21 protein-coding genes are annotated in these 19,916 nt (G+C 65.0%); 8 read left to right on the forward strand and 13 right to left on the reverse strand.

Going from position 1 to position 19,916, the window contains the following annotated elements; translation table 11 throughout:
- Positions 1–114: 114 nt before the first annotated feature.
- Together FXB41_RS09475 and FXB41_RS09480 are read right to left on the reverse strand one after the other, a co-directional pair.
- Complete coding sequence (locus FXB41_RS09475) at positions 115–324, reverse strand: hypothetical protein (RefSeq protein ID WP_007596015.1); 210 nt, start codon at positions 322–324, stop codon at positions 115–117.
- A complete protein-coding gene (locus tag FXB41_RS09480; RefSeq protein WP_007596017.1) occupies positions 321–1,172 on the reverse strand; it encodes an AraC family transcriptional regulator in 852 nt (283 codons plus the stop codon). The genes FXB41_RS09475 and FXB41_RS09480 overlap by 4 nt, the downstream gene beginning before the upstream one ends.
- 459 nt (positions 1,173–1,631) lie before the next feature.
- Here FXB41_RS09480 and FXB41_RS09485 point away from each other — a divergent pair, with 459 nt between their 5' ends.
- The 7 genes from FXB41_RS09485 to FXB41_RS09515 all read left to right on the forward strand — a co-directional run bounded on the left by FXB41_RS09485 (position 1,632) and on the right by FXB41_RS09515 (position 9,553).
- Positions 1,632–3,542 (forward strand): PAS domain-containing sensor histidine kinase, encoded by a 1,911-nt coding sequence (locus FXB41_RS09485; RefSeq protein ID WP_219681566.1) that lies wholly within the window; start codon positions 1,632–1,634, stop codon positions 3,540–3,542.
- Entirely contained in the window at positions 3,539–4,210 is a 672-nt protein-coding gene (locus FXB41_RS09490) for a response regulator transcription factor (protein ID WP_007596020.1), read from the forward strand. The genes FXB41_RS09485 and FXB41_RS09490 overlap by 4 nt, the downstream gene beginning before the upstream one ends.
- Positions 4,211–4,313: 103 nt before the next feature.
- On the forward strand, positions 4,314–4,694 hold the full coding sequence (locus FXB41_RS09495) for a response regulator transcription factor (protein ID WP_007596023.1): 381 nt from the start codon (positions 4,314–4,316) through the stop codon (positions 4,692–4,694).
- Between the two features lie 174 nt (positions 4,695–4,868).
- Positions 4,869–6,773, forward strand: coding sequence for an FUSC family protein (locus tag FXB41_RS09500; protein ID WP_219681569.1), 1,905 nt, complete (start codon positions 4,869–4,871; stop codon positions 6,771–6,773).
- Positions 6,770–6,973 (forward strand): DUF1656 domain-containing protein, encoded by a 204-nt coding sequence (locus FXB41_RS09505; RefSeq protein ID WP_007596028.1) that lies wholly within the window; start codon positions 6,770–6,772, stop codon positions 6,971–6,973. Before FXB41_RS09500 ends, FXB41_RS09505 begins: the two co-directional genes overlap by 4 nt.
- 11 nt (positions 6,974–6,984) lie before the next feature.
- Positions 6,985–8,277, forward strand: a complete 1,293-nt coding sequence (locus tag FXB41_RS09510) for an HlyD family secretion protein (RefSeq protein ID WP_007596030.1) — start codon at positions 6,985–6,987, stop codon at positions 8,275–8,277.
- 265 nt (positions 8,278–8,542) lie between these two features.
- Positions 8,543–9,553 (forward strand): helix-turn-helix domain-containing protein, encoded by a 1,011-nt coding sequence (locus tag FXB41_RS09515; protein ID WP_007596031.1) that lies wholly within the window; start codon positions 8,543–8,545, stop codon positions 9,551–9,553.
- 203 nt (positions 9,554–9,756) lie between these two features.
- On the opposite strand, the gene FXB41_RS09520 is transcribed toward FXB41_RS09515, so the two are convergent.
- The 10 genes from FXB41_RS09520 to FXB41_RS09565 all read right to left on the reverse strand — a co-directional run bounded on the left by FXB41_RS09520 (position 9,757) and on the right by FXB41_RS09565 (position 18,559).
- Positions 9,757–10,704, reverse strand: coding sequence for an ACP S-malonyltransferase (locus tag FXB41_RS09520; RefSeq protein ID WP_219681572.1), 948 nt, complete (start codon positions 10,702–10,704; stop codon positions 9,757–9,759).
- Positions 10,705–10,713: 9 nt separating this feature from the next.
- Complete coding sequence (locus FXB41_RS09525; protein ID WP_219681574.1) at positions 10,714–11,664, reverse strand: AEC family transporter; 951 nt, start codon at positions 11,662–11,664, stop codon at positions 10,714–10,716.
- Positions 11,661–12,542: a triphosphoribosyl-dephospho-CoA synthase MdcB gene (mdcB, locus tag FXB41_RS09530; RefSeq protein WP_219681576.1), complete on the reverse strand. Its 882-nt coding sequence runs from the start codon at positions 12,540–12,542 to the stop codon at positions 11,661–11,663. The genes FXB41_RS09525 and mdcB overlap by 4 nt, the downstream gene beginning before the upstream one ends.
- On the reverse strand, positions 12,539–13,219 hold the full coding sequence (mdcG, locus tag FXB41_RS09535) for a malonate decarboxylase holo-[acyl-carrier-protein] synthase (protein WP_219681578.1): 681 nt from the start codon (positions 13,217–13,219) through the stop codon (positions 12,539–12,541). Before mdcG ends, mdcB begins: the two co-directional genes overlap by 4 nt.
- Positions 13,194–13,916 (reverse strand): biotin-independent malonate decarboxylase subunit gamma, encoded by a 723-nt coding sequence (gene mdcE, locus FXB41_RS09540; RefSeq protein ID WP_219681580.1) that lies wholly within the window; start codon positions 13,914–13,916, stop codon positions 13,194–13,196. Before mdcE ends, mdcG begins: the two co-directional genes overlap by 26 nt.
- On the reverse strand, positions 13,903–14,841 hold the full coding sequence (locus tag FXB41_RS09545; protein WP_219681582.1) for a biotin-independent malonate decarboxylase subunit beta: 939 nt from the start codon (positions 14,839–14,841) through the stop codon (positions 13,903–13,905). The genes mdcE and FXB41_RS09545 overlap by 14 nt, the downstream gene beginning before the upstream one ends.
- On the reverse strand, positions 14,838–15,155 hold the full coding sequence (mdcC, locus tag FXB41_RS09550; RefSeq protein WP_219681585.1) for a malonate decarboxylase acyl carrier protein: 318 nt from the start codon (positions 15,153–15,155) through the stop codon (positions 14,838–14,840). Before mdcC ends, FXB41_RS09545 begins: the two co-directional genes overlap by 4 nt.
- Positions 15,156–15,165: 10 nt before the next feature.
- On the reverse strand, positions 15,166–16,812 hold the full coding sequence (mdcA, locus tag FXB41_RS09555; RefSeq protein ID WP_219681587.1) for a malonate decarboxylase subunit alpha: 1,647 nt from the start codon (positions 16,810–16,812) through the stop codon (positions 15,166–15,168).
- Positions 16,809–17,675 carry an MBL fold metallo-hydrolase gene (locus FXB41_RS09560; protein WP_219681589.1) on the reverse strand — a complete coding sequence of 289 codons (867 nt, stop codon included), beginning with the start codon at positions 17,673–17,675 and terminating at the stop codon, positions 16,809–16,811. The genes mdcA and FXB41_RS09560 overlap by 4 nt, the downstream gene beginning before the upstream one ends.
- Before the next feature lie 98 nt (positions 17,676–17,773).
- Positions 17,774–18,559 carry an alpha/beta hydrolase gene (locus tag FXB41_RS09565; RefSeq protein ID WP_007596047.1) on the reverse strand — a complete coding sequence of 262 codons (786 nt, stop codon included), beginning with the start codon at positions 18,557–18,559 and terminating at the stop codon, positions 17,774–17,776.
- A 315-nt stretch (positions 18,560–18,874) separates the two neighbouring features.
- Between FXB41_RS09565 and FXB41_RS09570 the strand changes: the two genes are divergently transcribed.
- On the forward strand, positions 18,875–19,216 hold the full coding sequence (locus tag FXB41_RS09570) for a hypothetical protein (RefSeq protein ID WP_007596049.1): 342 nt from the start codon (positions 18,875–18,877) through the stop codon (positions 19,214–19,216).
- Positions 19,217–19,482: 266 nt separating this feature from the next.
- Here the strand turns inward: FXB41_RS09570 and FXB41_RS09575 are convergent, their stop codons facing one another.
- Positions 19,483–19,905: a hypothetical protein gene (locus FXB41_RS09575; RefSeq protein WP_246648717.1), complete on the reverse strand. Its 423-nt coding sequence runs from the start codon at positions 19,903–19,905 to the stop codon at positions 19,483–19,485.
- Between the last annotated feature and the right edge of the window lie 11 nt (positions 19,906–19,916).

The following is a 19,916-nucleotide window of genomic DNA, read 5'->3' on the forward strand; positions in this document are numbered from 1 at the left end:
TCCTCTTCATAATGCGGAGCCCAATGGTCTGCACAAGGGTCGAATGATATGGGCACGCACAGCAAACAGTCGCTGCCGTAGATACCCGACGCCGGGGTACCACCGAAGTGCCGCCTACCGCGCGGCCCACATCACAGCGCCTCGACAGAAGTTGAAGGCGAGGCGTCCATAGAGAAAGCCGCTTCCCGGCTCTGACGCAGCGAGGCGGTACGAATTGCCGAGAGCACGGAGAATTTCGATCATCTCCATCAATTCATGATGCGTCAGCGTCAAATGAAGACTGGCATGCGACAGGAGCAGGGCTTGAATGCCAATGTTGATCATGACGGACCTGCTCCTGCGCACGGCAGCGGCATAATTTGCGCGAGATAAGCGCTTCTCCATTGATACGGCGTATCGCCGACAAAGCGCTTGAACACCGTGGTGAAATGCGCCTGGGTCTGGAAACCCACGGTCAGGGCGATGTCCACGAGCGCAATTTCGGCCTGCTTGAGCAGCTCCTGGGCGCGCTCGATGCGGCGCCTCAGCAGATATTCATGAGGTCGCACGCCGACGGCCGCACGGAACTGCCCGGCGAAATGCATCCTGCTCAGGCCGGCGACGGCGGCCATGTCCTGAAGCGTTATCTTTGCAGTCAGATTCTTGTCGACATATTGCAGGACGCGCCTGAGACGCCAATTCTGCAGCGACCGTACGGTCCTTCCAGCATCCCCCTCGCGAATGGCGTCGGCCTGATCGAGCTCGGCCCGTGCGCTGGGAGCCTGCCGACTGAACGTCCGGGTGAGGATCGCAAGCCGCAGGGCGTCGGCCATGATGGCGGAATGGGTATCGTGCGTGGCCTCGGTCGCCGCGAGCGCATCGGACAGGCGCCGCATCACCGGATCAGCGGCTTCTCCTCCTGCGAAGGCCCGTTCGCTCTCGGCAGGCGGCGGTGCAAGGAGTTTTGCGGAGAGCCTGAAGCGGGGCCCGCGAGCGGCAGAACGTCCGGCGTCCGCCGCATGCTCGACCGCCAGGGCCATGTCCAGATGGACGAAAGACAGCATTGTTCCGCCTTCGTCGAACCGGTCAGGGAGTTTCGATAGCCCGAGCCGATCGCGATCGATTGCCGAGATATCGATCGCGCGAACGTCATGATCCTTGATCGCCTGTGAGCGTGACATCTGCAGCGACATCGTCGAATCTCCTTGTCCCGTTTTCGATCCGGCCTGGCCTGACCGGCTTGCCCGAATGCCATGGGAGGAGAGTAATTCGGCGGTGTGCGCGATCCATTCTACCCGCGGGTGCGTCTATAGGTTCTCGGGTTGACCGCGTCATACCTAGGTATGATCACGACCTGTTCGTCGGGTGAGCGCACCGATGCGACGTCTCACCGGGATTGCGGCTGCGGGCACAACTTGCGGCGCGACGCCTGCGGTAAGTTGACGCGCTTTCTGCGCACCATCCGCCGGCGGGACCACGCGAGCTCCCTGGTTTTTCCGGGGAATGCCGCTTGCCGGCGGTTTCACCGCATCGAGCGCGCGACAGGTCTTCCACGAGAGCACGAAAATCGCGCGGGTGGATGTTGTGAACGCGATCAAATCGCGGCATCAACGCGCTGATAGCTGATGTGAGAAGAACGACTGCAAGTGACGATGACGCGTCATGATCTGACCACGGGCTCATCCAAGAGCCGCACCGGCTTGCGGTCCTTGTCCGCCATCCTCGCCTTTGCGGTTTTCCTGGTTGACGTCCTGACGCCGCTCGAGGGCGCGGTGGCGGTTCTCTATATCGTGGCGATCCTGCTCGCGGCGAAGACCAACCGGCGCGACGACACCATCGTCGCCGCGGCCGGCTGCGTCGTCCTGACGATAACAGCCTATCTCCTGTCGCACGATCTGCGGACCATCGCCTCACCCGCCCTTCGTGTGCTGGTGAGCCTCGCGGCAATCGGGATCACGACCTTGCTGGCGCTGCAAAATCACGCGGCAACGAAGCGCCTCGCCGCGCAGGCCCGCCTGCTCAACCTCTCGCACGACATGATCTTCGTCAGAGACCGCGGCGGCGTGATCACCTTCTGGAACAAGACGGCCGAGCAGGTCTACGGGTGGTCTGCCGACGAGGCGGTCGGGCAGCTCGCCGACGCGCTCCTGCAAACCAGATATCCCGACCGGCGCGAGGTCATCGAAGCGGGCCTGGTGGGCACCGGTCGATGGGAAGGCCGCGTGCAGCAACGAACGAAAGACGGCGCGGCGCTCACCGTCGATGCCCGATGGGCCTTGCAGCACGACCGTCTTGGCAAGCCGGTCGGAGTCCTTGAAACGCACACCGACGTCACCGACCGCGTGGCCGCACACAACGCGCTGGTGCGAAGCGAACAGCGATACCGCCGGATGTTCGACGCAAGCCGGATCGGCGTCGTCGAAGAGGATTGGAGCGAACTCCGAACCGCACTGCAATCGCTGGATACCGCGGGAGCCAGCCTGCGCGACCATCTGGCGCGGCATCCCGGTTTCGTCCGGCATGCCCGCCGGCTCGCTGCAATCACCGACGTCAATCCGGCCCTGCAAAAGATGGCAGGCGCAAACGGCGCCTCGACTTTTATCGAGAATGTGGACCTACTTCTCGGCGAGAACGACCGCAGCTTCCTCGGCGCGTTGATCGCGTTCGCGGAAGGCGAGCCGTTCTACGAAGGCGAAACCGAGCTCGTCAGGCTCGACGGACGCAAGGTTCCGGTGCTGTTCACGATCACCTTCCCCTCCGGGCCTGACGGCGACCGCAACGTGCTCGCCTTCGTCGTCGACATCACCGAGCGCAAGCAGGCGCAGGATGCGTTGCTCGCGGCGCAGGCGGAGCTCGCCCATGCCGCGCGCGTTGCCACCCTCGGCGAGCTCAGCGCCTCTATCGCCCACGAGGTCAATCAGCCGCTGGCGGCGATCGTCACCAGCGGCGAGGCCGGCTTGCGATGGCTGCGGCGCGACGTGCCCGATCTGAAGGAGGTCGCGGCCACGATCGTTCACGTCGTCGCGCAGGGCCGCCGTGCCGGCGAGGTCGTGGCCCGCATCCGCACCTTCCTGAAGAAGGCGCCTGCCCAGCAGGACAGTCTCGATATCGCCGAGATCATCCAGGAAGCGGCCCTTCTGGTCGCGCGGGAGCTCGCGAATGACGACGTCGTCCTGACTGTCGAGACGACGCCTGGCCTGAAGCCAATTCGCGGCGACCGGATCCAGCTTCAGCAGGTGCTGGTCAACCTGCTGGTCAATGCCGCCCAGGCCATGTCGGACCAGCGCGGTTCCCGTACCGTCATGCTGCGCGCCAGCGCCGTCGACGGCGAGAGACTCGCCATCACGGTGCAGGACAGCGGCCCCGGCATCCGGCCGGACGACATGCCACGCCTGTTTGATCCGTTCTTCACGACGAAGCGCGGCGGAATGGGCATGGGACTTGCGATCTGCCGAACGACGGTGGAAGCTCACGGCGGCGAGTTGTCGGTCGAGAGCACCCCCGGCGCGGGAGCGACATTCCGCCTGACACTGCCATACAGCCAAGAACACATCAGACCATGACACGACCAGACCACGCGCAATCGCCCGCCCAATCGCTCAACTCGGTCGTTATCATCGTTGATGACGACGCAGGGATCCGCGCCTCGCTCGACAGCCTGTTCCGATCGGTCGGCCTCGATACGCGCCTGTACGGCTCGCCGTCCGAACTGCTTGGAGGCTCGCTGCCCGACGGCCCCGGCTGCATCGTGCTGGACGTCCGCCTTCCCGGCGTGAGCGGGCTCGACCTGCAGGGCCAGCTCGTCCGGCAGGGCATCAGCTATCCGATCATCTTCATGACGGGCCATGGGGACATTCCGATGTCCGTGCGTGCCATGAAGGCCGGCGCGGTCGATTTCCTCTCCAAGCCATTTCGCGACCAGGACATGCTCGATGCCGTGACCGCGGCGCTCGAACGCGATGCGCAGCACCGGGCCGAAGCCGCGACCAAGGAGGACATCCGCGCCCAATACGAGACCCTGACGGCGCGCGAGCGCGAGGTGATGGGCCATGTCACCGCCGGCCTGATGAACAAACAGGTCGCCGCCCTGATCGGCCTCAGCGAGATCACGGTCAAGATCCACCGCGGGAACGTCATGCGCAAGATGGGGGTCCGGTCGTTCGCCGACCTCGTTCGCAAGGCCGAGGCGCTCGGAGTTTCCCAGACCCGCAGGACTTCGGACCAAACCTGAGTATAATTCCGGCGGGACTGCCCCAGGTGCATAAAGCGCCATCGGCCGCGCCGAGGGAGATGCTCTTCCTTGCGGAACACCGCGGCCAGGATTAGGCGCCCCCATGGCCAAAAGCTTGGTGATTGCGATCGTAGACGACGACGAAGGCGTTCGGGCATCGCTGGCGAGCCTCGTGCGTTCGGTCGGCTACGAGGCCCAGGCCTACGAATCCGGCGTGGACTTCCTGCGGCAGGCGCAGGGAGACGATCCGGCATGCATGATCGCCGACGTCCAGATGCCGGTCATCACAGGCGATGAGCTGCAGGCCCAGCTGGTTGCCGCCGGCCGCCATTTTCCAATCATCTTCATGACGGCGTTTCCGAGTGAAACCGTGCGTCAGCGCGTCATGGCCGCAGGCGCGCATTGCTATCTTGGCAAGCCTTCCAGCGGTGACGAGATCATCCGCTGCCTCGAAGACGCGCTGGCAGGCAACGGGCCGCAATAGTCCGGCCCGCGGCTGGCGCGGACGAGCGCCGTTTTCCCTCAACCCGACGTGCAATCCGGCAACGAGGTTGGTGAACCGGAAATACCGGCGAGCCCCTCGCACCTCATATTCGCGCGCGTATCACGACATTGGCGGGGCTGGCTGTTCTGCCGAGGGAAATGGGGATCTCGCGCGATGCAAATCAATGCCGATGCTGCCGCCGCGGCGCGCCCATTGGTCTTCGCCGGGTTTCCGGCGAGCTCCTGGGCCTTTGCGCTGCGGGTGTGGCTCGCGATGCTTCTCGCCCTCTATGTGAGCTTCTGGCTCGAGCTTGAATCGCCCTCGTCGTCAGCCCTCACGGTGGCGATCCTGGCACTGCCCACGCGCGGTCAAGGCATGGAAAAGGCCGGCTACCGATTGCTTGCAACCGCCATCGGCGTGGCGGCATCGATCGCGATCGCCGGCATGTTTTCCCAAACCGACGGTCTCCTGCTCGCGGTGCTCGGCATTTGGATCGGCCTTTGCGTCTACGCCGTCGGGATGCTCGACGGCAATCGCGCTTATGCAGCGTCTCTCTGCTGCACCACGGTCGCGCTGATTGCCATTCAGCAGATCGACAGCCCGCTGCAAGTATTCCCGACCGGCGTCGCGCGGGGCGCGGCCATCAGCGTCGGGGTCCTCGCGGTGGCGCTCGTAAATGAAGTTCTGGCCGCGCCGAACTATCATCCGGCCCTGGCAAGCCGCATCGAGGCGCTGCACCGGCGGGTCACGGATCTCGCGCAAAATGCCGAGCGCGGCCAAGCGCCATCCGCACCCGTTGCGGCGGACCTGTTGCATGATATCGCAGCGCTGCGCCCGGACATCGCGAGCCTAGCGGCGGAATCGAGCGTGGGCCCGACAAGAGCCGCGGCCGCGCGTTCCGCGCTGGTCGATCTCGTCAGCGCGTTCTCTCTCGGCCGCATGCTGGCAGCGCTCTCCGCCACGTCCGCTCCGGCGCAGAATGGTGACGATCCGGACCAGGATGCGGCCGGGCTGATCGCGATTTCCCGATCCTGGCTGCGGATCGAAATCAGCCGCAAGAACGCGCAAGTGCGCAGCAGCCTCGATGCGCTGCGTGCAGGGACGCGTCCCTATCGTGCATGGCACGCACCGCTCTATCGTTCGCGCCGCATTGCGGCTGAAGCCGGCGCACGGGCTGCGATCGCGTTCACGCTGATCGCAATCTTCTTCGTGCTGGCGGGCTGGCCGACAACAGAGCTCTGCCTTTCACTCGTCGCCGTGATCATAGGCCTCGGCTCAACCTCGCCCGCGCCACGCAGCTTCACGCTGGTGGCGGTGATGGCGATGCCGATCGCCTGCGTGCTGGCCGGCATCTTGAAGTATCTCGTCTTCAATGGGGTGTCCGAGTTTCAGCTGCTGGCGATCGGTCTTGCGCCTGTCGTCATCGGCCTCGCGCTGCTGGTCTCGCTGCCGAGCCCGATGCTGTCTTCCCTCGGCCGTCTCGTCCTGGTGTTCACGCTCGCGGTGCTCGCACCGACAAATCCGCAGAGCTACGACCCCGAGGTGTTTCTGCTGACGAGCTTCTTTGCCTGCCTTTCGTCCGTCCTCGTCTTTGCCGCGCAGTTGCTGCTGCCTCCCTTGTCATGCGGCCGGCGCATTCGGCTGCTGTTGGAAGAGGTCCGGCGCGAGCTGAGCCGCCGCGACAGCGGGCCAGCCCGGCATCTCGCGCCGGAGGAAGCCGCCTTTCGCGACGCGGCGCGGATTGAACAGATGGTGACCGCAAACGGCCCCTCCGCAATCAATGATCAGATCGCCGGCACGGCCATGCATTTTTTCGACAAGGCCGACGCCCTGCGACGTTGCCGTGCCGAACTGGACCGGGTCGGCCAGGGCCCGCTCGCCGGAGCGGCGCAGGCCGCGCAAGAGGCCCTCGTCCGGCGGGACGGCGGTGCGATCCTCGCTTCGGCCGGGGCGCTGCACCAGGCGGGAGCGCCAAGCAACCTGCCCACCAGTGCAGCCATCGCCGCGCTGATTGCGGCAAGTGCGGCGTTCATGCCGCCACAATCTCCGACCGGCTCCAGCCGAGGGACATCACCATGATGAACACCTATCGGGAACTCGTCATCGGTGGCGTGCTGATTGCCCCCATCGTCTCCTATGCGGCAACAGCGATGCTCGCGTTCCTGATGCTGCGCCCGCTGCTGCGCTTCGTCGGCTTCACGAGATTCTTCAGCAACCCTTCGCTGGCCGAACTCAGCCTCTACGTGGCGATGTTCGGCATGCTCGCACTGTTCTTCTAGGGAGAAAAGCCATGGAAGCCACCCTGCCCCGCAACGCCGCCCCGCTTCATGGCGAGCCAACGACCGACGCGCCGGTGGATGCCGCAGACACCGTGGACGGTTCGAACATGCCGGAGACCGTAGCGCGCGACACCGGCGATCACGCCGCGGCCGGCGTCAAACCTCCGGAACAGGCGGCTCCCTCCGCGAAGGTGCTGCGCGAGGGCGCCCGCCGCTTCATCCACGGCGCGGCCAAACATCTTGCGACCCTCGGCATTGCACTGGTCGCCGTCTTGATATCGCTCGCGACCTGGCAGCATTACGTCACCGCGCCCTGGACCCGGAACGGCAGCGTGCGCGTCCAGGTCGCCAACGTCGCGCCGCAGGTTTCGGGCGAGATCGTGGAACTGCGGGTGACCGACAATCAGTTCGTCCATAAGGGCGACGTGCTCTACGTCATCGACCCCTTCGACTTCGAGGTGGCCGCCCATGTCGGCAAGGCCGTCCTCGACCAGCGTGCGGCGGATCTCGAAGTGAAGCAGGCCCAGTTCAACCGGCGTCAGCGCTTGTCCAACCTCGCAACGACGCCGGAGGAACAGCAGATCTTCGCCGGCAATGCCTTGCAAGCGAAGGCTGCGTATGAGGCGGCGGCGCATCAGCTTGCTCAGGCCGAATTGAACCTGAAACGAACCAACGTGACGAGTCCGGTCGACGGCTACGTCACCAACCTCCTGCTGCGCGTCGGCGATTATGCTACCACCGGCGCCAGCAACGTCTCCATCATCGATGCCAACAGTTTCTGGATCGACGGCTATTTCGAAGAGACCAAGATGGCGGGCGTGTGCGTGGGCGATCGCGCAGAGGCACAGCTCGTCGGCTACTCCAAGCCGCTTCAGGGACATGTGAAAACCGTGACCCGCGGCGTCAGCGTGTCGAACGCCGCATCCGGCACCCAAGGCTTGCCCAACGTCGATCCCATCTACACCTGGGTTCGGCTTGCGCAGCGCGTGCCGGTTCGCGTCGCCATCGACACGGTGCCTCCGGGGGTGCCGCTGGTCTCCGGCATGACGGCGACGGTGACGATCCGGCAGCCCTCAAGCGAAACCCAAAGCCGGTTTGAGCGATTCCGCACGAACTTCGTGAATCCCGTCGCCGATCTGTTCGGCGCGGGACGTCCGCCTCGCGCGAACTGCCTTCAGGCCACATCCCAGCAGCCCCCCGAGGTGGAAGCGGTTCCGTATTCGCGCGAACCCGCCATTCCGCCAGCGGCTGCCATCGCACCGGGCCTCACACCCGGCCTCGACGCCTCGCCACGCCTGCCCTGAATCAGACGAAGACGGCCGGCCGGACATGACAGTACCGCATGCACCCTCGTTCGGTGTGTTCTCTCCACACATGCACTTGATCCCTTTGATTCCAATTGAATTTTTCGCGACACGCGGTCGCACCCGCTCGCACTTGCAAAATCTAATACCGCTTCAGCTTCCTTAACGAGCCTTCCGACGCGGTCGCACCTATCGTTCGAACATGGACCAATTGCATTCTGCTGCCGTCCCGACGGCAGCCGAATCCAGGAAATGGGGACGAACGATGCTTACTGATATGCAAGCGGCCGGCGCCCGGGTGACGTATCAACCCAGCCGCCGCGAATCGGCTTCCCCGCAAGAGTCTCGCGCATTTCCCCTCGAACGAAGGTGGCGCCAGCCCGGCCAACATGGCGGCACCGCGTCCGACGACATCACGATCTCGCGCTGGACCTCGACCCAAACAGGCATAAGGCACGAAGAAGCCGCGACGCCTTGCGACCGATACTTCCTGGCCATCGCCTTGAAAACAACACGGGTCAAACTGACCAGAGGCCGCCACACCGTCTTCGACGGCGTCATGCCGGCAGGCACGCTGTATATCGGCGCACCGTCGCAGCGGCTCAGTGCGCAGTTCTACGCGCCGTGCGATTTCCTGCACTTCCACGTCTCTGCCGGCAGTTATTTTCCGCCTCTACGGCCTGGAGCAGGCCCCGCCGCGCCGGAAGGCCTCAACGACCTCGTCCTGCTCCGCGACCCGTTTGCCGAGCAGCTTGCGAAAGCACTGACCGAACGCGGCCATTCTGCCGACCGGGAATTCGCACGCTGCATTGGCCGGACGCTGGCAATGCACATTGCCCGGCGCGAGCTCCCTCACGCGAAAGTCAATGCGTTGCCGAAATGGCGGCTGCGGCGCGTCGAGGAGTATGTCGGGACGAACTTCGACCACGGCATCACCCTGTCCGACCTTGCCAGGGTGGCGGGACTGTCGCGGATGCACTTCGCGGCCCAGTTTCGTGCCGCGACGGGATACCGACCGCGGGAATACCTGCTGCATCAGCGCATCGAGCGTGCGAAATCACTGCTATCGAATTCCGACACGGTCCTCGCCGAGGTGGCGCTGACCGTCGGCTTCTGCACCCAGGCGCATTTCTCGACCGTCTTCAAGCGGATCACAGGTGAAACCCCCGCGCGCTGGCGATGCGCCAGCCGGAACGCGTCGGCTTCGTCCAGGCTCGGCGATCCCGCTGCGACACGCATGACGGTGTCCCACGCGCTGCCCGCGGAAATCACGTGAATCATGCGAAATGAGAAATAACAGGGGTTCGTGAAATACTTTGGCCGCGCGATCGGCGATGCTGTGTGTGTTAGGTGACTGAGACCCCCAAGTCACGGCTCGAGCCTCTTTCTCCTCCCTGGGCATACGAGCATTTTGGGGCCGTCCTCCCCCAAGGATGGCCCCTTTTTTTCCACCGCGCAGCGCGATTGTCTCTTCGGAATTTATCGCGCTTGGGCGCTCAGGTGACGCGTAATCCAGGCGCGGACACCGTGAAGGCTCCTGAAATCGTCCAGCGAACGAGCCGGAAGCCCGGGCTCGATCTCGGCAACCATCCTGCTGAGCGCATATCCCGGCCCCAGCTCGAGAAACCCCGTCGCGCCCGCTTCGACACAGGCTTGCAAGCAATCTGCCCATTGCACGGTTTGCGAAATCTGCGCGGCAAGCTTGTCGAGACCTTTGTTGGCCGACACAACCGGAGTGGCATCTATTCCGCTCAGAATGCGCGCACCGCTCCCCGGCGGGAACACCACCGGTGCCAGGCGCAGAGTCTCACGAAATAGGGCGGACGCGGCGGCGAGCCGTGTAGTGTGGGAGGCCACCTCAACCGGCAACGCGACGATCCTTGCGCCGCGTATCGCCCGCGCGTCTGCGGCAATTCCGCTCAGCGCCTCCCGGCCGCCGCCGATGACAAAGGCATCGCCGGGATTGACGAGGGCGATCGCCGCGCCGTGACGTTCGCAAAGGCGACCGATCTCGTCTCGCGAAAGACCACGGACGAAGATCAGACCGTCGCCGGCGCGCGTGGCCGCATCCATGGCTTCTGCGCGGCGCGCCACGAGATCGAGCGTGGCAGTCGCATCGAACAGTCCGCCGACACCCCAGGCCGCGACTTCGCCGACACTATAGCCGGCAATGATGACGCCACGCGGCATGACATCTGCGAGCGCACACGCCGCAGCGAGCGGCTGCAAGGTACAGAGAATCTGGCCGGCACGGTTGCGGTGCAGGGCCTCATCAGGTTCGCTCCGGACGAATTCGCGCGGATCCCTGCCACCCAGCAATGCAGCCCCATGCGCAAACAGCTGCGCGGCGTCCGGCGCGTCGCCCGTGAGGGCGAACATGTCCCGATGCTGGCCGCCTTGGCCCGAGCAGAGGATCGCAAACGTCATCGCCGCGGCCTAGTGGGGAAAGAGCAGCGCGATCGCAATCGCCAGGGTCACGACGCTGAATCCGGTGCTGGCGATGACCATCGACCCTGCCCTTGCGGAATCCAGCCGGTAGTTGACCGCGAACAAAATTCCGAAGAAGCCCGAGGGTGTCGCGGCGAGCAGAACAGCCGTTTTCGCCGCATCCTGCGTCATCGGAATGAGGCAAATGACCGCAACTGCCAGCAGCGGGCGCACGATGTCCGAAGCCACCGTTGCAGCGACGACCTTCCAGTCCAGCCGAAACGACTGCGCCGACAGAATGGCTCCGGTGAGGAACAGGGCGACGCCGGCAGCCGAACTTCCAATCAGCGCGAGGCTTGCACGGGCCAACGCGTCGAGGCTCACATCCGATAACGAGAACAGGATGCCAAGCGCGGGCGCGAGTACCACCGGCTTGGTGATCGCACGCCGAATTGCCGTCAGGACCTGCCGTGCCGCCATTTGCTCGCCGCGAGCCTTGGCGGCGCCCATTTCCGCCATGATCAGGGTCAGCGGACTGATGAGGATCGAGCCCGCCGCCAATGCGACGGCAACCGGCACAGTGCCGGCCGGCCCCACGACTGAGGTCATGATCGGAAGGCCCACGCCGGCGAGATTCGGAAAACCAATCGTCAACGCCTGTAACGATGCTTCCGACCGGGAAACCTTGGAGACCCCACGCGCGGTAAAATACCAGGCGAGATAGACCAGCAGCATCGTCACGCCGAGCACCAGGAAGAGCGGAACCTGCTCGATCATCTCACGGCGTGACGCCGAGGCTGTCGCCGCGAACAGAGAGGCCGGCAGCGCAAAATCCATCACGAGTGCGTTGAGGGCGTCGACGTGAAGATTGTCGACGATATGGAATTTTCCGGCGGCGTATCCCAGCAACAGAACGAAGAAGACCGGCACCAGCGCCATCAGGATCGCGTTGGACATCATGAAATCGGCCTTTCATGGGCGTCGACGAAGAGCGTCATTGCAAGCAGGTCGGCCGATCCACCCGGGCTGAGGCGACGGGCGACGAAGCTTTCGTGGATCGACTGCGCCCGCGCACGCCAGCCGGACACGCCGACGCCGCCTGAAGCGATGAAGCGACGCGCCGCGTCATGTGCAAAGCGAAGGCCGTCAAGCCCACCGCGATGCAGGAGGTTGGTGTCTTCGACGAATGCGATCAGCGCAAAGCACGCCTCGACCCGGGCGGCTTCCGTATCTTCCAGCGCAATCGGCGTCGCTCCGCGCAAGGCCGGCAAGCCGATCCGGTAGACGCTGGGAAATCCGTTTGCGGCCTCCATCCGTGCACCACCCGCACGAAAGCGGCGGCGGGCTGCGCTGCCATGGCTGTGCAGCAGCACCGGACCATCGAATATGCTGTCGCCCCACAGGCGCGCCACGACAGCGCCAAGCGGAAGTCCGGGATCGACCAACCCGCCGGCTCTCGCGCCGGCCGCCGCGCACAGCAGGCCGAGCCCGAAGATCGCGCCACGGTGCGTGTTGACCCCCGCGGTCGCCGCCAGCATGGCGCGCTCCGCTTCAAGGCCGATGATGCGCAGCCGCCCCATGCCGCAGCCAAGCGCGCCCGCATCGGCCAGGCGTTGCAGATAGGGCCTGATGGCCGCAGCACTGCGACGAAACGTGCCCGCATCCATGTCGTCGTGGCTGCCGTTGTCGACATGGCTCACCAGCCCCGGCTTCGGCCAGGTTTCGAGCTCCTTGACGAGGCAGTCGGCGGCGACGGCGCCGATGGCGGAGACATCGGGCGCGATCTGCGGTCGGCGCAGAACCGGCCGTTCCAGGCCTCTTGCGGCCGTGGTGATCATGATCCCATCGCTCCCGACATGAATTGATGCCTGCCGAGCAGGACCACGCGCGCAAGGCTCTTGACCAGAAGCTCGCTGGTGCCGCTGTGGAATTCGCGCCAGTTGACCGCAGCGCCGTCGGCGCCCATCAACTCGCCATCGAGCCGCATCGGCGCGTCAGTCTCGATCGCAGCGACGTCGGCGACGAAGCGATCGATGTCGGTTTCGCGGTGAAACTCGAACAGGACATCGAGATCGGAACGGTCGGTCACGTAGTCGAGCCCGGTCAGCGACTGCCAGGCCAGGCTGCCGAACACGCGCACCTCCACCGCATGGCAAAGCGCCAGCCCGTCGAGCCGGTCGAGCGTCGGCCACCAGTTGCGCGGCGCGTAGGCCCGCGCCTGCCGCAGCGACGGCGGCCTCGCGACCGAGGCGACGTGGTCGATATCGACCACGAGAGAGACCCGTTTCTTGCCGGCAGAGGGCGGCAAGGGCAGGCCTAGCGCGAAGCCGGTTGCCTCGCATGGCAGAGCGCGTCGCCTGATCGTCGGCCATCGCATTTTTGGCCAGCGCGCGAGAAGGGAATCGGCTGCGAGGTCGTCGCGCGCGTCCAGCATCGCGCGCCAGCCTTCGGGGCTGATGAAGACCAGGTCGTGACGACCCGGTGGACGCTCACCGTGCTTGCAGGGCGAGGTCATGAACGCGCTCCGCGATCTCCGTGGCCTTCAGCCGGCCGCCACGCTCCTTGCCGAGCGCATCCCGCCGATCCTGCACGGCCGGCATGCCGGCCAGCAGCGCCTCCAACTGGTCGGCAAGCGACCTGGCATTGCTCCACGTCATGTGAACGGCGCCCATCTGTGCGAGATTGGACAGGCCCGGGGCGAACACCGGCGTCGACTTCGCCTTTTCCTGCAGGGCCTTCATCGACAGCTTGGTGACCTTCGCCATCGACGGCAGGTCCATCACCGCGGGATCGGCCCCGGGCAGTCCGACCAGCACGCGCGTCGCTAGGCCCGTCGCAAGCAGGGCGCCCGCAGCCGAGTGACCGTAGAGAAGGCCGATAGTCGGGCGGCCATTCATATCCGCATGGATCAGCACTTTCGCCAGATGCGCGAGGAACTCGTTCAGCCCGAGCAGCTCGTCGCGCTTGCTCATGCGCTGGCTGTCGCTGTCGACGAGCACCAGGATCGGCCCGGAGTCCCGGTCGATCGACTCCAGGACGTGGCCCGATAGCCTGATCGCTTCGTCGACGCCTAGCGCCGTCCGGTCCGCAACACCAAGCACGAGCATCCGGCCGCCGGATCGCAGCGTCGCCGAGCCGAGGATGACGCCCTTGTCGTTCCTCACCTCATGGCCGTCGGGAAAGAGCGAAGCGATGATATCATCGAGCGTCACGGCTGGTCCTCCCGATCCGGTTGGCAAGAGCAATGAACTGATCGGCCGGCAGCTCTGGAACGGCCTCGGCATGCGCGATGCCTTCCGCCGTCCAGATGTCCACGGCATCGCCGCAGCCACCGAAGCTACGCAGCCGGTCGGCAAGCCGCCGCTGCTCGGCCCTCAGTCTGTCGAGACCGAAAGGTCCGACCAGGCCGAGCAGCTCCAGCGCGGCCTCGCGAAAATCCTGCACATTGTCGTCGGCGAAGACATCGGCGGCACCGATCAGACGGCGATGCTTGCCTCCCATGGTCCGCCAGACCAAGGCGCGATCGCGGGAATCGAACTCCTCGACGCCGCGATTGGTCTCGATCACTTCGGGGCCCGACACTGCGATACGCCCCGGCTCCGAGACGGCGAGAGCGGAGCAACAGCCTGCGATCAGGCCGCCGCCGCCATAGCATCCGGACCTGCCGCCGATCAGGCCGATGACCTTCACGCCTGCGCTGCGGGCTTCCATCAAGGCGCGCATGATCTCGGCGATGGCCAGCTCGCCAGCATTCGCCTCCTGCAAGCGGACGCCGCCGGTATCGAACAGGATCAGGACGGGGATCGAGCCGATCTGACGCGCGGCGCGGAGGAGCCCCGTCAGCTTGGCGCCGTGCACCTCGCCAAACGCGCCACCCATGAAGCGGCCTTCCTGCGCAGCGACGAACACCGGCGAGCCATCAAGCCGTCCGTGACCGACGATGATGCCGTCGTCGAACTGCTCGGGAAGGTCGAATATCTTCAGATGCGGGCTGGCTTCGCGCTGCTCCGGCCCAATGAACTCGACGAAGCTGCCGGCGTCGAGCAGCAGCTCCAGTCGCGTGCGGGCCGAGGCCTCGTAGAAGCTTGTGCTGCGGGCCCGTTCGGCCGGGCTGATGTCCTTGAGCGGAGCGGTCATTGGCCGGCCTCCGCGATCAATCGCACCGCCTGCGCCAGCCGCAGCGACACCGTATCGGGACGCGCGCCGCCGTCATTGATCGAGAACTTCAGCCCGCCCGGCGAATAGCGCTCGACGAAATCGCCGATCACGGCGCTCCAGACAGCTCCGAAGCCCATGGCCGCGGTCTTGATGTCCACGACGCATTCCGCATCCGGCAAGCTTCGCTCGACCAGCACTTCCAGATTTCCGGAAGCGACCACGCCGACAATCGCGCGTTGCCTGGTGCCGCCGGCTCGCGCGCGAACCTGGTGTTGAAAGTTGAGATCTTCCATGGTCCGTCCCTCACCAATTCCTGAATTTTGAGGGCGGCGCGTAGAGTCCGCCCGACCAGCGCACGAGATCCTTGATCGAACGCGCCGCCAGCAGGCTGCGATCCGCATCGAGCGGATTGATACCGAGATCTTCCGGCCTGCGGATCACGCCGCGCTCGCGCAGGCGCGAGACCATGCCGTGGTCCCGCCGACGGCCGACGTCGGTGTAGCCGGCAACGCCGCGAATGGCCTGCTCGCGTTCCTGCGCGGTGCGGCACAGCAAGAGGTTTGCCACGCCCTCTTCGGTGATGATGTGCGTGACGTCGTCGCCGTAGATCATGACCGGCGCGAGATCGAGCTTCAGCTTCTCGGCGAGCTCGATCGCATCGAGCTTCTCGACGAACAGCGGCACGTTCTTGTCGCCGAACGTCTCGCCGATCTGCACGACCAGCTTGCGGCCGCGGCGCATCAGTGCCGAACCGTCGGGATCGGCCTCTGCTCCGGCCTTCAGCCAGGGCTCGCTCGGATGGCGTCGCCCGCGGGCATCCGCCCCCATGTTCGGGGCGCCGCCGAAGCCTGCAATGCGCGAGGTGGTTACGGTCGACGAGTTCCCTTGCAGATCGATTTGCAGCGTGGAGCCGATGAACATGTCGCAGGCATAGAGCCCGGCGGTCTGGCAGAAGGCGCGGTTGGAGCGCAACGAGCCGTCCGAACCGGTGAAGTAGACGTCGGATCTGGCCCGGATGTAGTCGTCCATGCCGACCTCCGACCCGAACGAGTGGATCTGCCGCACCCAGCCGGACTCGATCGCCGGAATGAGCGCGGGATGGGGATTCAGCGCGAAATGGGACGCGATCGTGCCCTTCAGCCCCAGCCTCTCGCCGAACGTCGGCAGCAGGAGCTCGATCGCGGCTGTGCTGAAGCCGATGCCGTGATTGAGCCGCTGTACGCCATAGGGCGCATAGACACCTTTGATCGCGAGCATCGCTGTCAGAATCTGGCCTTCCGTGATCGCCGCCGGATCGCGCGTGAACAGCGGCTCGACGAAGAACGGCTTGTCGGCCTTGACGATGAAATGGACACGGTCCGCCGGGATATCGACCCGCGGAACGGTGTCGACGATTTCGTTGACCTGTGCGATCACGACGCCGTCCTTGAACGCCGTTGCCTCGACCACGGTCGGGGTGTCCTCGGTATTCGGGCCGGTGTAGAGATTTCCCTCGCGGTCGGCGCTGACGGCGGCGATCAGCGCGACGTGCGGCGTAAGGTCGATGAAGTAGCGGGCGAACAGTTCGAGATAGGTATGAACCGCGCCCAGCTCGATCTTGCCGCCGAACAGCATGCGCGCGATGCGCGCCGATTGCGGTCCTGAATAAGCATAGTCGAGCCGCTTTGCGACCCCGCGGTCGAACAGGTCCAGATGCTCGGGCAGAACCACACCCGACTGCACCATATGCAGATCGTTGACCTTGGACAGATCGACCGCCAGCAGCGCGCGGCTCAAGAGATCCGCCTGCTTCTGGTTATCGCCCTCCAGGCAAACCCGGTCTCCCGATCGGACCACGGCCTCCAGCAGGCGCGTGACGTCGTGTGCTTCAACGACCTTGCCGCGGGCAAGGCCAGCTCCTGCCGCAATGCGCGCATCGCGCGCGGCTCGATTGTTCTGCCAGCTCGTCACGACCTCAGCTCCTTTGCGGCGTTGGCTCCGCTCCAGAGCGATCCCGGATTGGCACGGTCGGGATGGAGCTCGAGCATCGCCTCGTAAAGCTCGCGCGGCGATGTCGTCGCCTTATCGAGGCGGTTGAAATCGAGCAGGTATTGACGGGTCTCAGCGATGTTGCGCGGATCGTCGTCGTTGTCCGGCTTCTTGTGTCCGGCCACCACGAAGCGCGGCTTCAAGGCATCGAGCCGGCCGAGCGCGGCGATCCATTCCAGCCGGCTCTGCGTATCGGTTTCGACCAGATAGGGATGAATGCCGTTGTACACGGTGTCGCCGGCGACAATCAGGTCGAGAGAGGGGACATGAAGAGCAGTTGAGCGGGCCGTATCGGTTCGTCCCATGTCGACGACGACGAGCTTGTGTCCCTCGAGCGTAAGCTCGCCTTCGAGGGGCGCAGCCGCGGCCAGACGCTCTGCGATCTCGCCCGGAAAGCGCTTGCGCCAGAAGCCATCGAGCGCTTCAGGTGCAAGCTGCGCCTTCATCTCCTCGACGACCTCGGGAACTGCAACGGCCTTCGCATGCGGAAAGCGATCGAGCAGCGGCGCCAGGCCGAAGAAGTGATCTCCGTGCCCGTGCGTGACATAGATCGTGGTCAGATTTCGCTCGCACGAAACGACCCAGTCCAGCAACGTCTTCGACTGCCCGGCGGTGAGGAACGTGTCGACGAGAACCGCATCCCGCTCACCGTAGATCAGTGTCGACGAATTCGCGACCCACATCAAATCCGGATTGCCGGACGGCAAGTCGCGGCTGAGTCCGGCCCGCTTCACCGTCGTCACCTTCCAGTTCAGAGCGGAGCTGGTCGTCTCGATCATTTTCATGGGAATTCTCCGGATGGAATATTCGGGGCGGCGGGAGTGCTGTCACTCCCGCCGTCCTTCCTTCTGCCGGTCGTGCGTCGGGACCAGCAAAAGCACGGTCAGCGCGTGACCGGCGACTGAATGCTGCGCGCGGCGCGGGCGATGACCGCCGCCACTTCCTTCGGACGGGACTCGTAGACCGAGTGGCTCGCGCCGGGGATCACAGTGGTCTGGCTCTTGGCGCGCTCATAGTACCAGCGCTCCAGATCCGGACTGATGATCTGGTCGTTGCCGGCGACGATGCCCCAGCTCGGCTTGGTCTTCCACGCCGCTGCCGTCAGCGGCGTGCTGAAGACCTGTGTCGCGGCCGGGACCTGCGAGCGCGCGACGAACTCAGCCCGCTCGCGCGGCAGATCCGGCGCGAACAGTTTCGGGAATTGCACGGGATCGAGATAGGTGAATTTGTCGGGGGTCATCTTGATGACGCCTTCGGTCTTCCCGAGCACGCTCGGCGTCTTCTTGCCCAGCGCCGATTCGTCCTCGCCGACGTCGGGCGCATGTGCGGCGACGTAGACAAGACCGACGACGTTCGGATGTACGCCGGCCTCGGTGATGATCGAGCCGCCGTAGCTGTGACCGACGAGAAGCGTCGGGCCATCCTGCAGATCGAGAATACGTTTGGCCGCAGTGACGTCGTCGGCGAACGAGGTCTCGGGCTCCTGCACCATGGTGACGCGGAAGCCTTCCTTGGTCAGGATCTCGTAGACCGGCTTCCAGCCGGACCCATCCACCCAGGCGCCGTGCACCAGGACGATGTTCTTCAGGGGCTCCGCGCGCGCAGGGGCGACGGCCGAGAACAAGGAGAGAGCGGCGGCAAAGGCGAGGCTGGCGCTGATGTGTTTCATGTCGGGATCACTCCGGGTTGGAATGACGCGATACTAATTTCAAGGCTTGCTTGCGTATTTCCGCAAACAACTATCCTTGCCACTTCGCACGCCTGGACACGCGAGCTGCGACGATCGCTGCTCGAACATCCTCCGGACGTAGCCCCGTTGAGCGAGGCATTTTTGGGGGCTCACGTTATGTACGCTGACATTCATGACATGACCTCTCGCAAGCGTGAACGGCCGGCGTTCGTACACGAAAGACGATCGATGCGCGCCCTGTCATTCAAGGCAACGTTCCTGACGTCACTCGAAATTCAAGCATAGGATCGAACAATGACATCCATCGCAAAGTGCAGCTTGGCCCTCTTCGCCCTGCTGTACGCAACAATGCCGGCTCGTGCCGGAACCTGCACGGATGACATCGCGCAAACCCAGGCCCAGCTCGATCTGGCCATAGAAAGAGACGCTGGCTCCCACGGCTGGAAGCCGGAGAGCCTCAGCGCGCTGCGCGGCCATCAACCCACGCCCCGCTCGCTCGCGGAAGCAGCTGGTGGCAATGGCATCGATTTCACCGAGGCGCTCGACTCGCTCGATCGCGCGCGCACCGCCAATCGCGGCGGCGACCTCGCCGCGTGCAGTCGGGAGATCGCGCACGCCCGGGCCATCCTGAGATAGCGAAGGCTATCTCAGGCCAACGGCGAGGCGATGCGTCGAACGTGGTCGCGCAAGACAGAATGCGATGCACGACGCACCGGATTCGCCTCGTCGTCGTGCAGCCGGGCAGCAGGGCGTGCGTTCTGGAAATACCCGCGCCGGCGCAGCTTCCTATTGTTCGATCGCAGTCGGCCGGAGCTTTCATCCATGCGACAACAATATTCAACATACAACGGTGTGATGCTTGCGACCGCCATGCTGTGGCTGGTCCCGGCTGCGGCCATCGCTCAAACAACGGCGCCGGGAATGCAGCCTCCCGCCGGCATGCTTGCGACGTCGCCGCTCAACCCGCAATCCACGCGGCCAGTGGGCATTCCGTTGGGATCGACCGAAATCGTAACGCCCGGCATCTCGCCGATCAACCCTGCGCAAAGCACGAGCGCCTGCGCCGGGTCCGGCAACGCCGCATCGACCGGAGCATTGTTCGACGGCGGCGGGTTGTCCGGCACCTCATCGACCACTTGTGCCGGCAGCACCGCAGCGGTCCCGTCCCTGCCCTCGACATCGACGGTCGGCCGCGTCGGAATTCCGCTGGGCGCCACTGAAATCGGAGGCGCCGGAATCAGTCCGTCCGTGCCGGTGGCTGGCCCGACGCCCTTGAACGGCACAACGTCCTTGAACGGCACGACATCGATCGACGGCTCCGGCAATCCCTGAGATC

The organism is Bradyrhizobium canariense, from assembly GCF_019402665.1.
Taxonomy (GTDB): Bacteria; Pseudomonadota; Alphaproteobacteria; order Rhizobiales; family Xanthobacteraceae; genus Bradyrhizobium; species Bradyrhizobium canariense.

What these genes read in the sequence shown, in the direction of transcription:
- FXB41_RS09475 (WP_007596015.1), bottom strand. Translation starts at nt 324, where the DNA reads ATGATCAACATTGGCATTCAAGCCCTGCTCCTGTCGCATGCCAGTCTT.
- FXB41_RS09480 (WP_007596017.1), bottom strand. Translation starts at nt 1,172, where the DNA reads ATGTCGCTGCAGATGTCACGCTCACAGGCGATCAAGGATCATGACGTT.
- FXB41_RS09485 (WP_219681566.1), top strand. Translation starts at nt 1,632, where the DNA reads ATGACGCGTCATGATCTGACCACGGGCTCATCCAAGAGCCGCACCGGC.
- FXB41_RS09490 (WP_007596020.1), top strand. Translation starts at nt 3,539, where the DNA reads ATGACACGACCAGACCACGCGCAATCGCCCGCCCAATCGCTCAACTCG.
- FXB41_RS09495 (WP_007596023.1), top strand. Translation starts at nt 4,314, where the DNA reads ATGGCCAAAAGCTTGGTGATTGCGATCGTAGACGACGACGAAGGCGTT.
- FXB41_RS09500 (WP_219681569.1), top strand. Translation starts at nt 4,869, where the DNA reads ATGCAAATCAATGCCGATGCTGCCGCCGCGGCGCGCCCATTGGTCTTC.
- FXB41_RS09505 (WP_007596028.1), top strand. Translation starts at nt 6,770, where the DNA reads ATGATGAACACCTATCGGGAACTCGTCATCGGTGGCGTGCTGATTGCC.
- FXB41_RS09510 (WP_007596030.1), top strand. Translation starts at nt 6,985, where the DNA reads ATGGAAGCCACCCTGCCCCGCAACGCCGCCCCGCTTCATGGCGAGCCA.
- FXB41_RS09515 (WP_007596031.1), top strand. Translation starts at nt 8,543, where the DNA reads ATGCTTACTGATATGCAAGCGGCCGGCGCCCGGGTGACGTATCAACCC.
- FXB41_RS09520 (WP_219681572.1), bottom strand. Translation starts at nt 10,704, where the DNA reads ATGACGTTTGCGATCCTCTGCTCGGGCCAAGGCGGCCAGCATCGGGAC.
- FXB41_RS09525 (WP_219681574.1), bottom strand. Translation starts at nt 11,664, where the DNA reads ATGATGTCCAACGCGATCCTGATGGCGCTGGTGCCGGTCTTCTTCGTT.
- mdcB (WP_219681576.1), bottom strand. Translation starts at nt 12,542, where the DNA reads ATGATCACCACGGCCGCAAGAGGCCTGGAACGGCCGGTTCTGCGCCGA.
- mdcG (WP_219681578.1), bottom strand. Translation starts at nt 13,219, where the DNA reads ATGACCTCGCCCTGCAAGCACGGTGAGCGTCCACCGGGTCGTCACGAC.
- FXB41_RS09545 (WP_219681582.1), bottom strand. Translation starts at nt 14,841, where the DNA reads ATGACCGCTCCGCTCAAGGACATCAGCCCGGCCGAACGGGCCCGCAGC.
- mdcC (WP_219681585.1), bottom strand. Translation starts at nt 15,155, where the DNA reads ATGGAAGATCTCAACTTTCAACACCAGGTTCGCGCGCGAGCCGGCGGC.
- FXB41_RS09560 (WP_219681589.1), bottom strand. Translation starts at nt 17,675, where the DNA reads ATGAAAATGATCGAGACGACCAGCTCCGCTCTGAACTGGAAGGTGACG.
- FXB41_RS09565 (WP_007596047.1), bottom strand. Translation starts at nt 18,559, where the DNA reads ATGAAACACATCAGCGCCAGCCTCGCCTTTGCCGCCGCTCTCTCCTTG.
- FXB41_RS09570 (WP_007596049.1), top strand. Translation starts at nt 18,875, where the DNA reads ATGACATCCATCGCAAAGTGCAGCTTGGCCCTCTTCGCCCTGCTGTAC.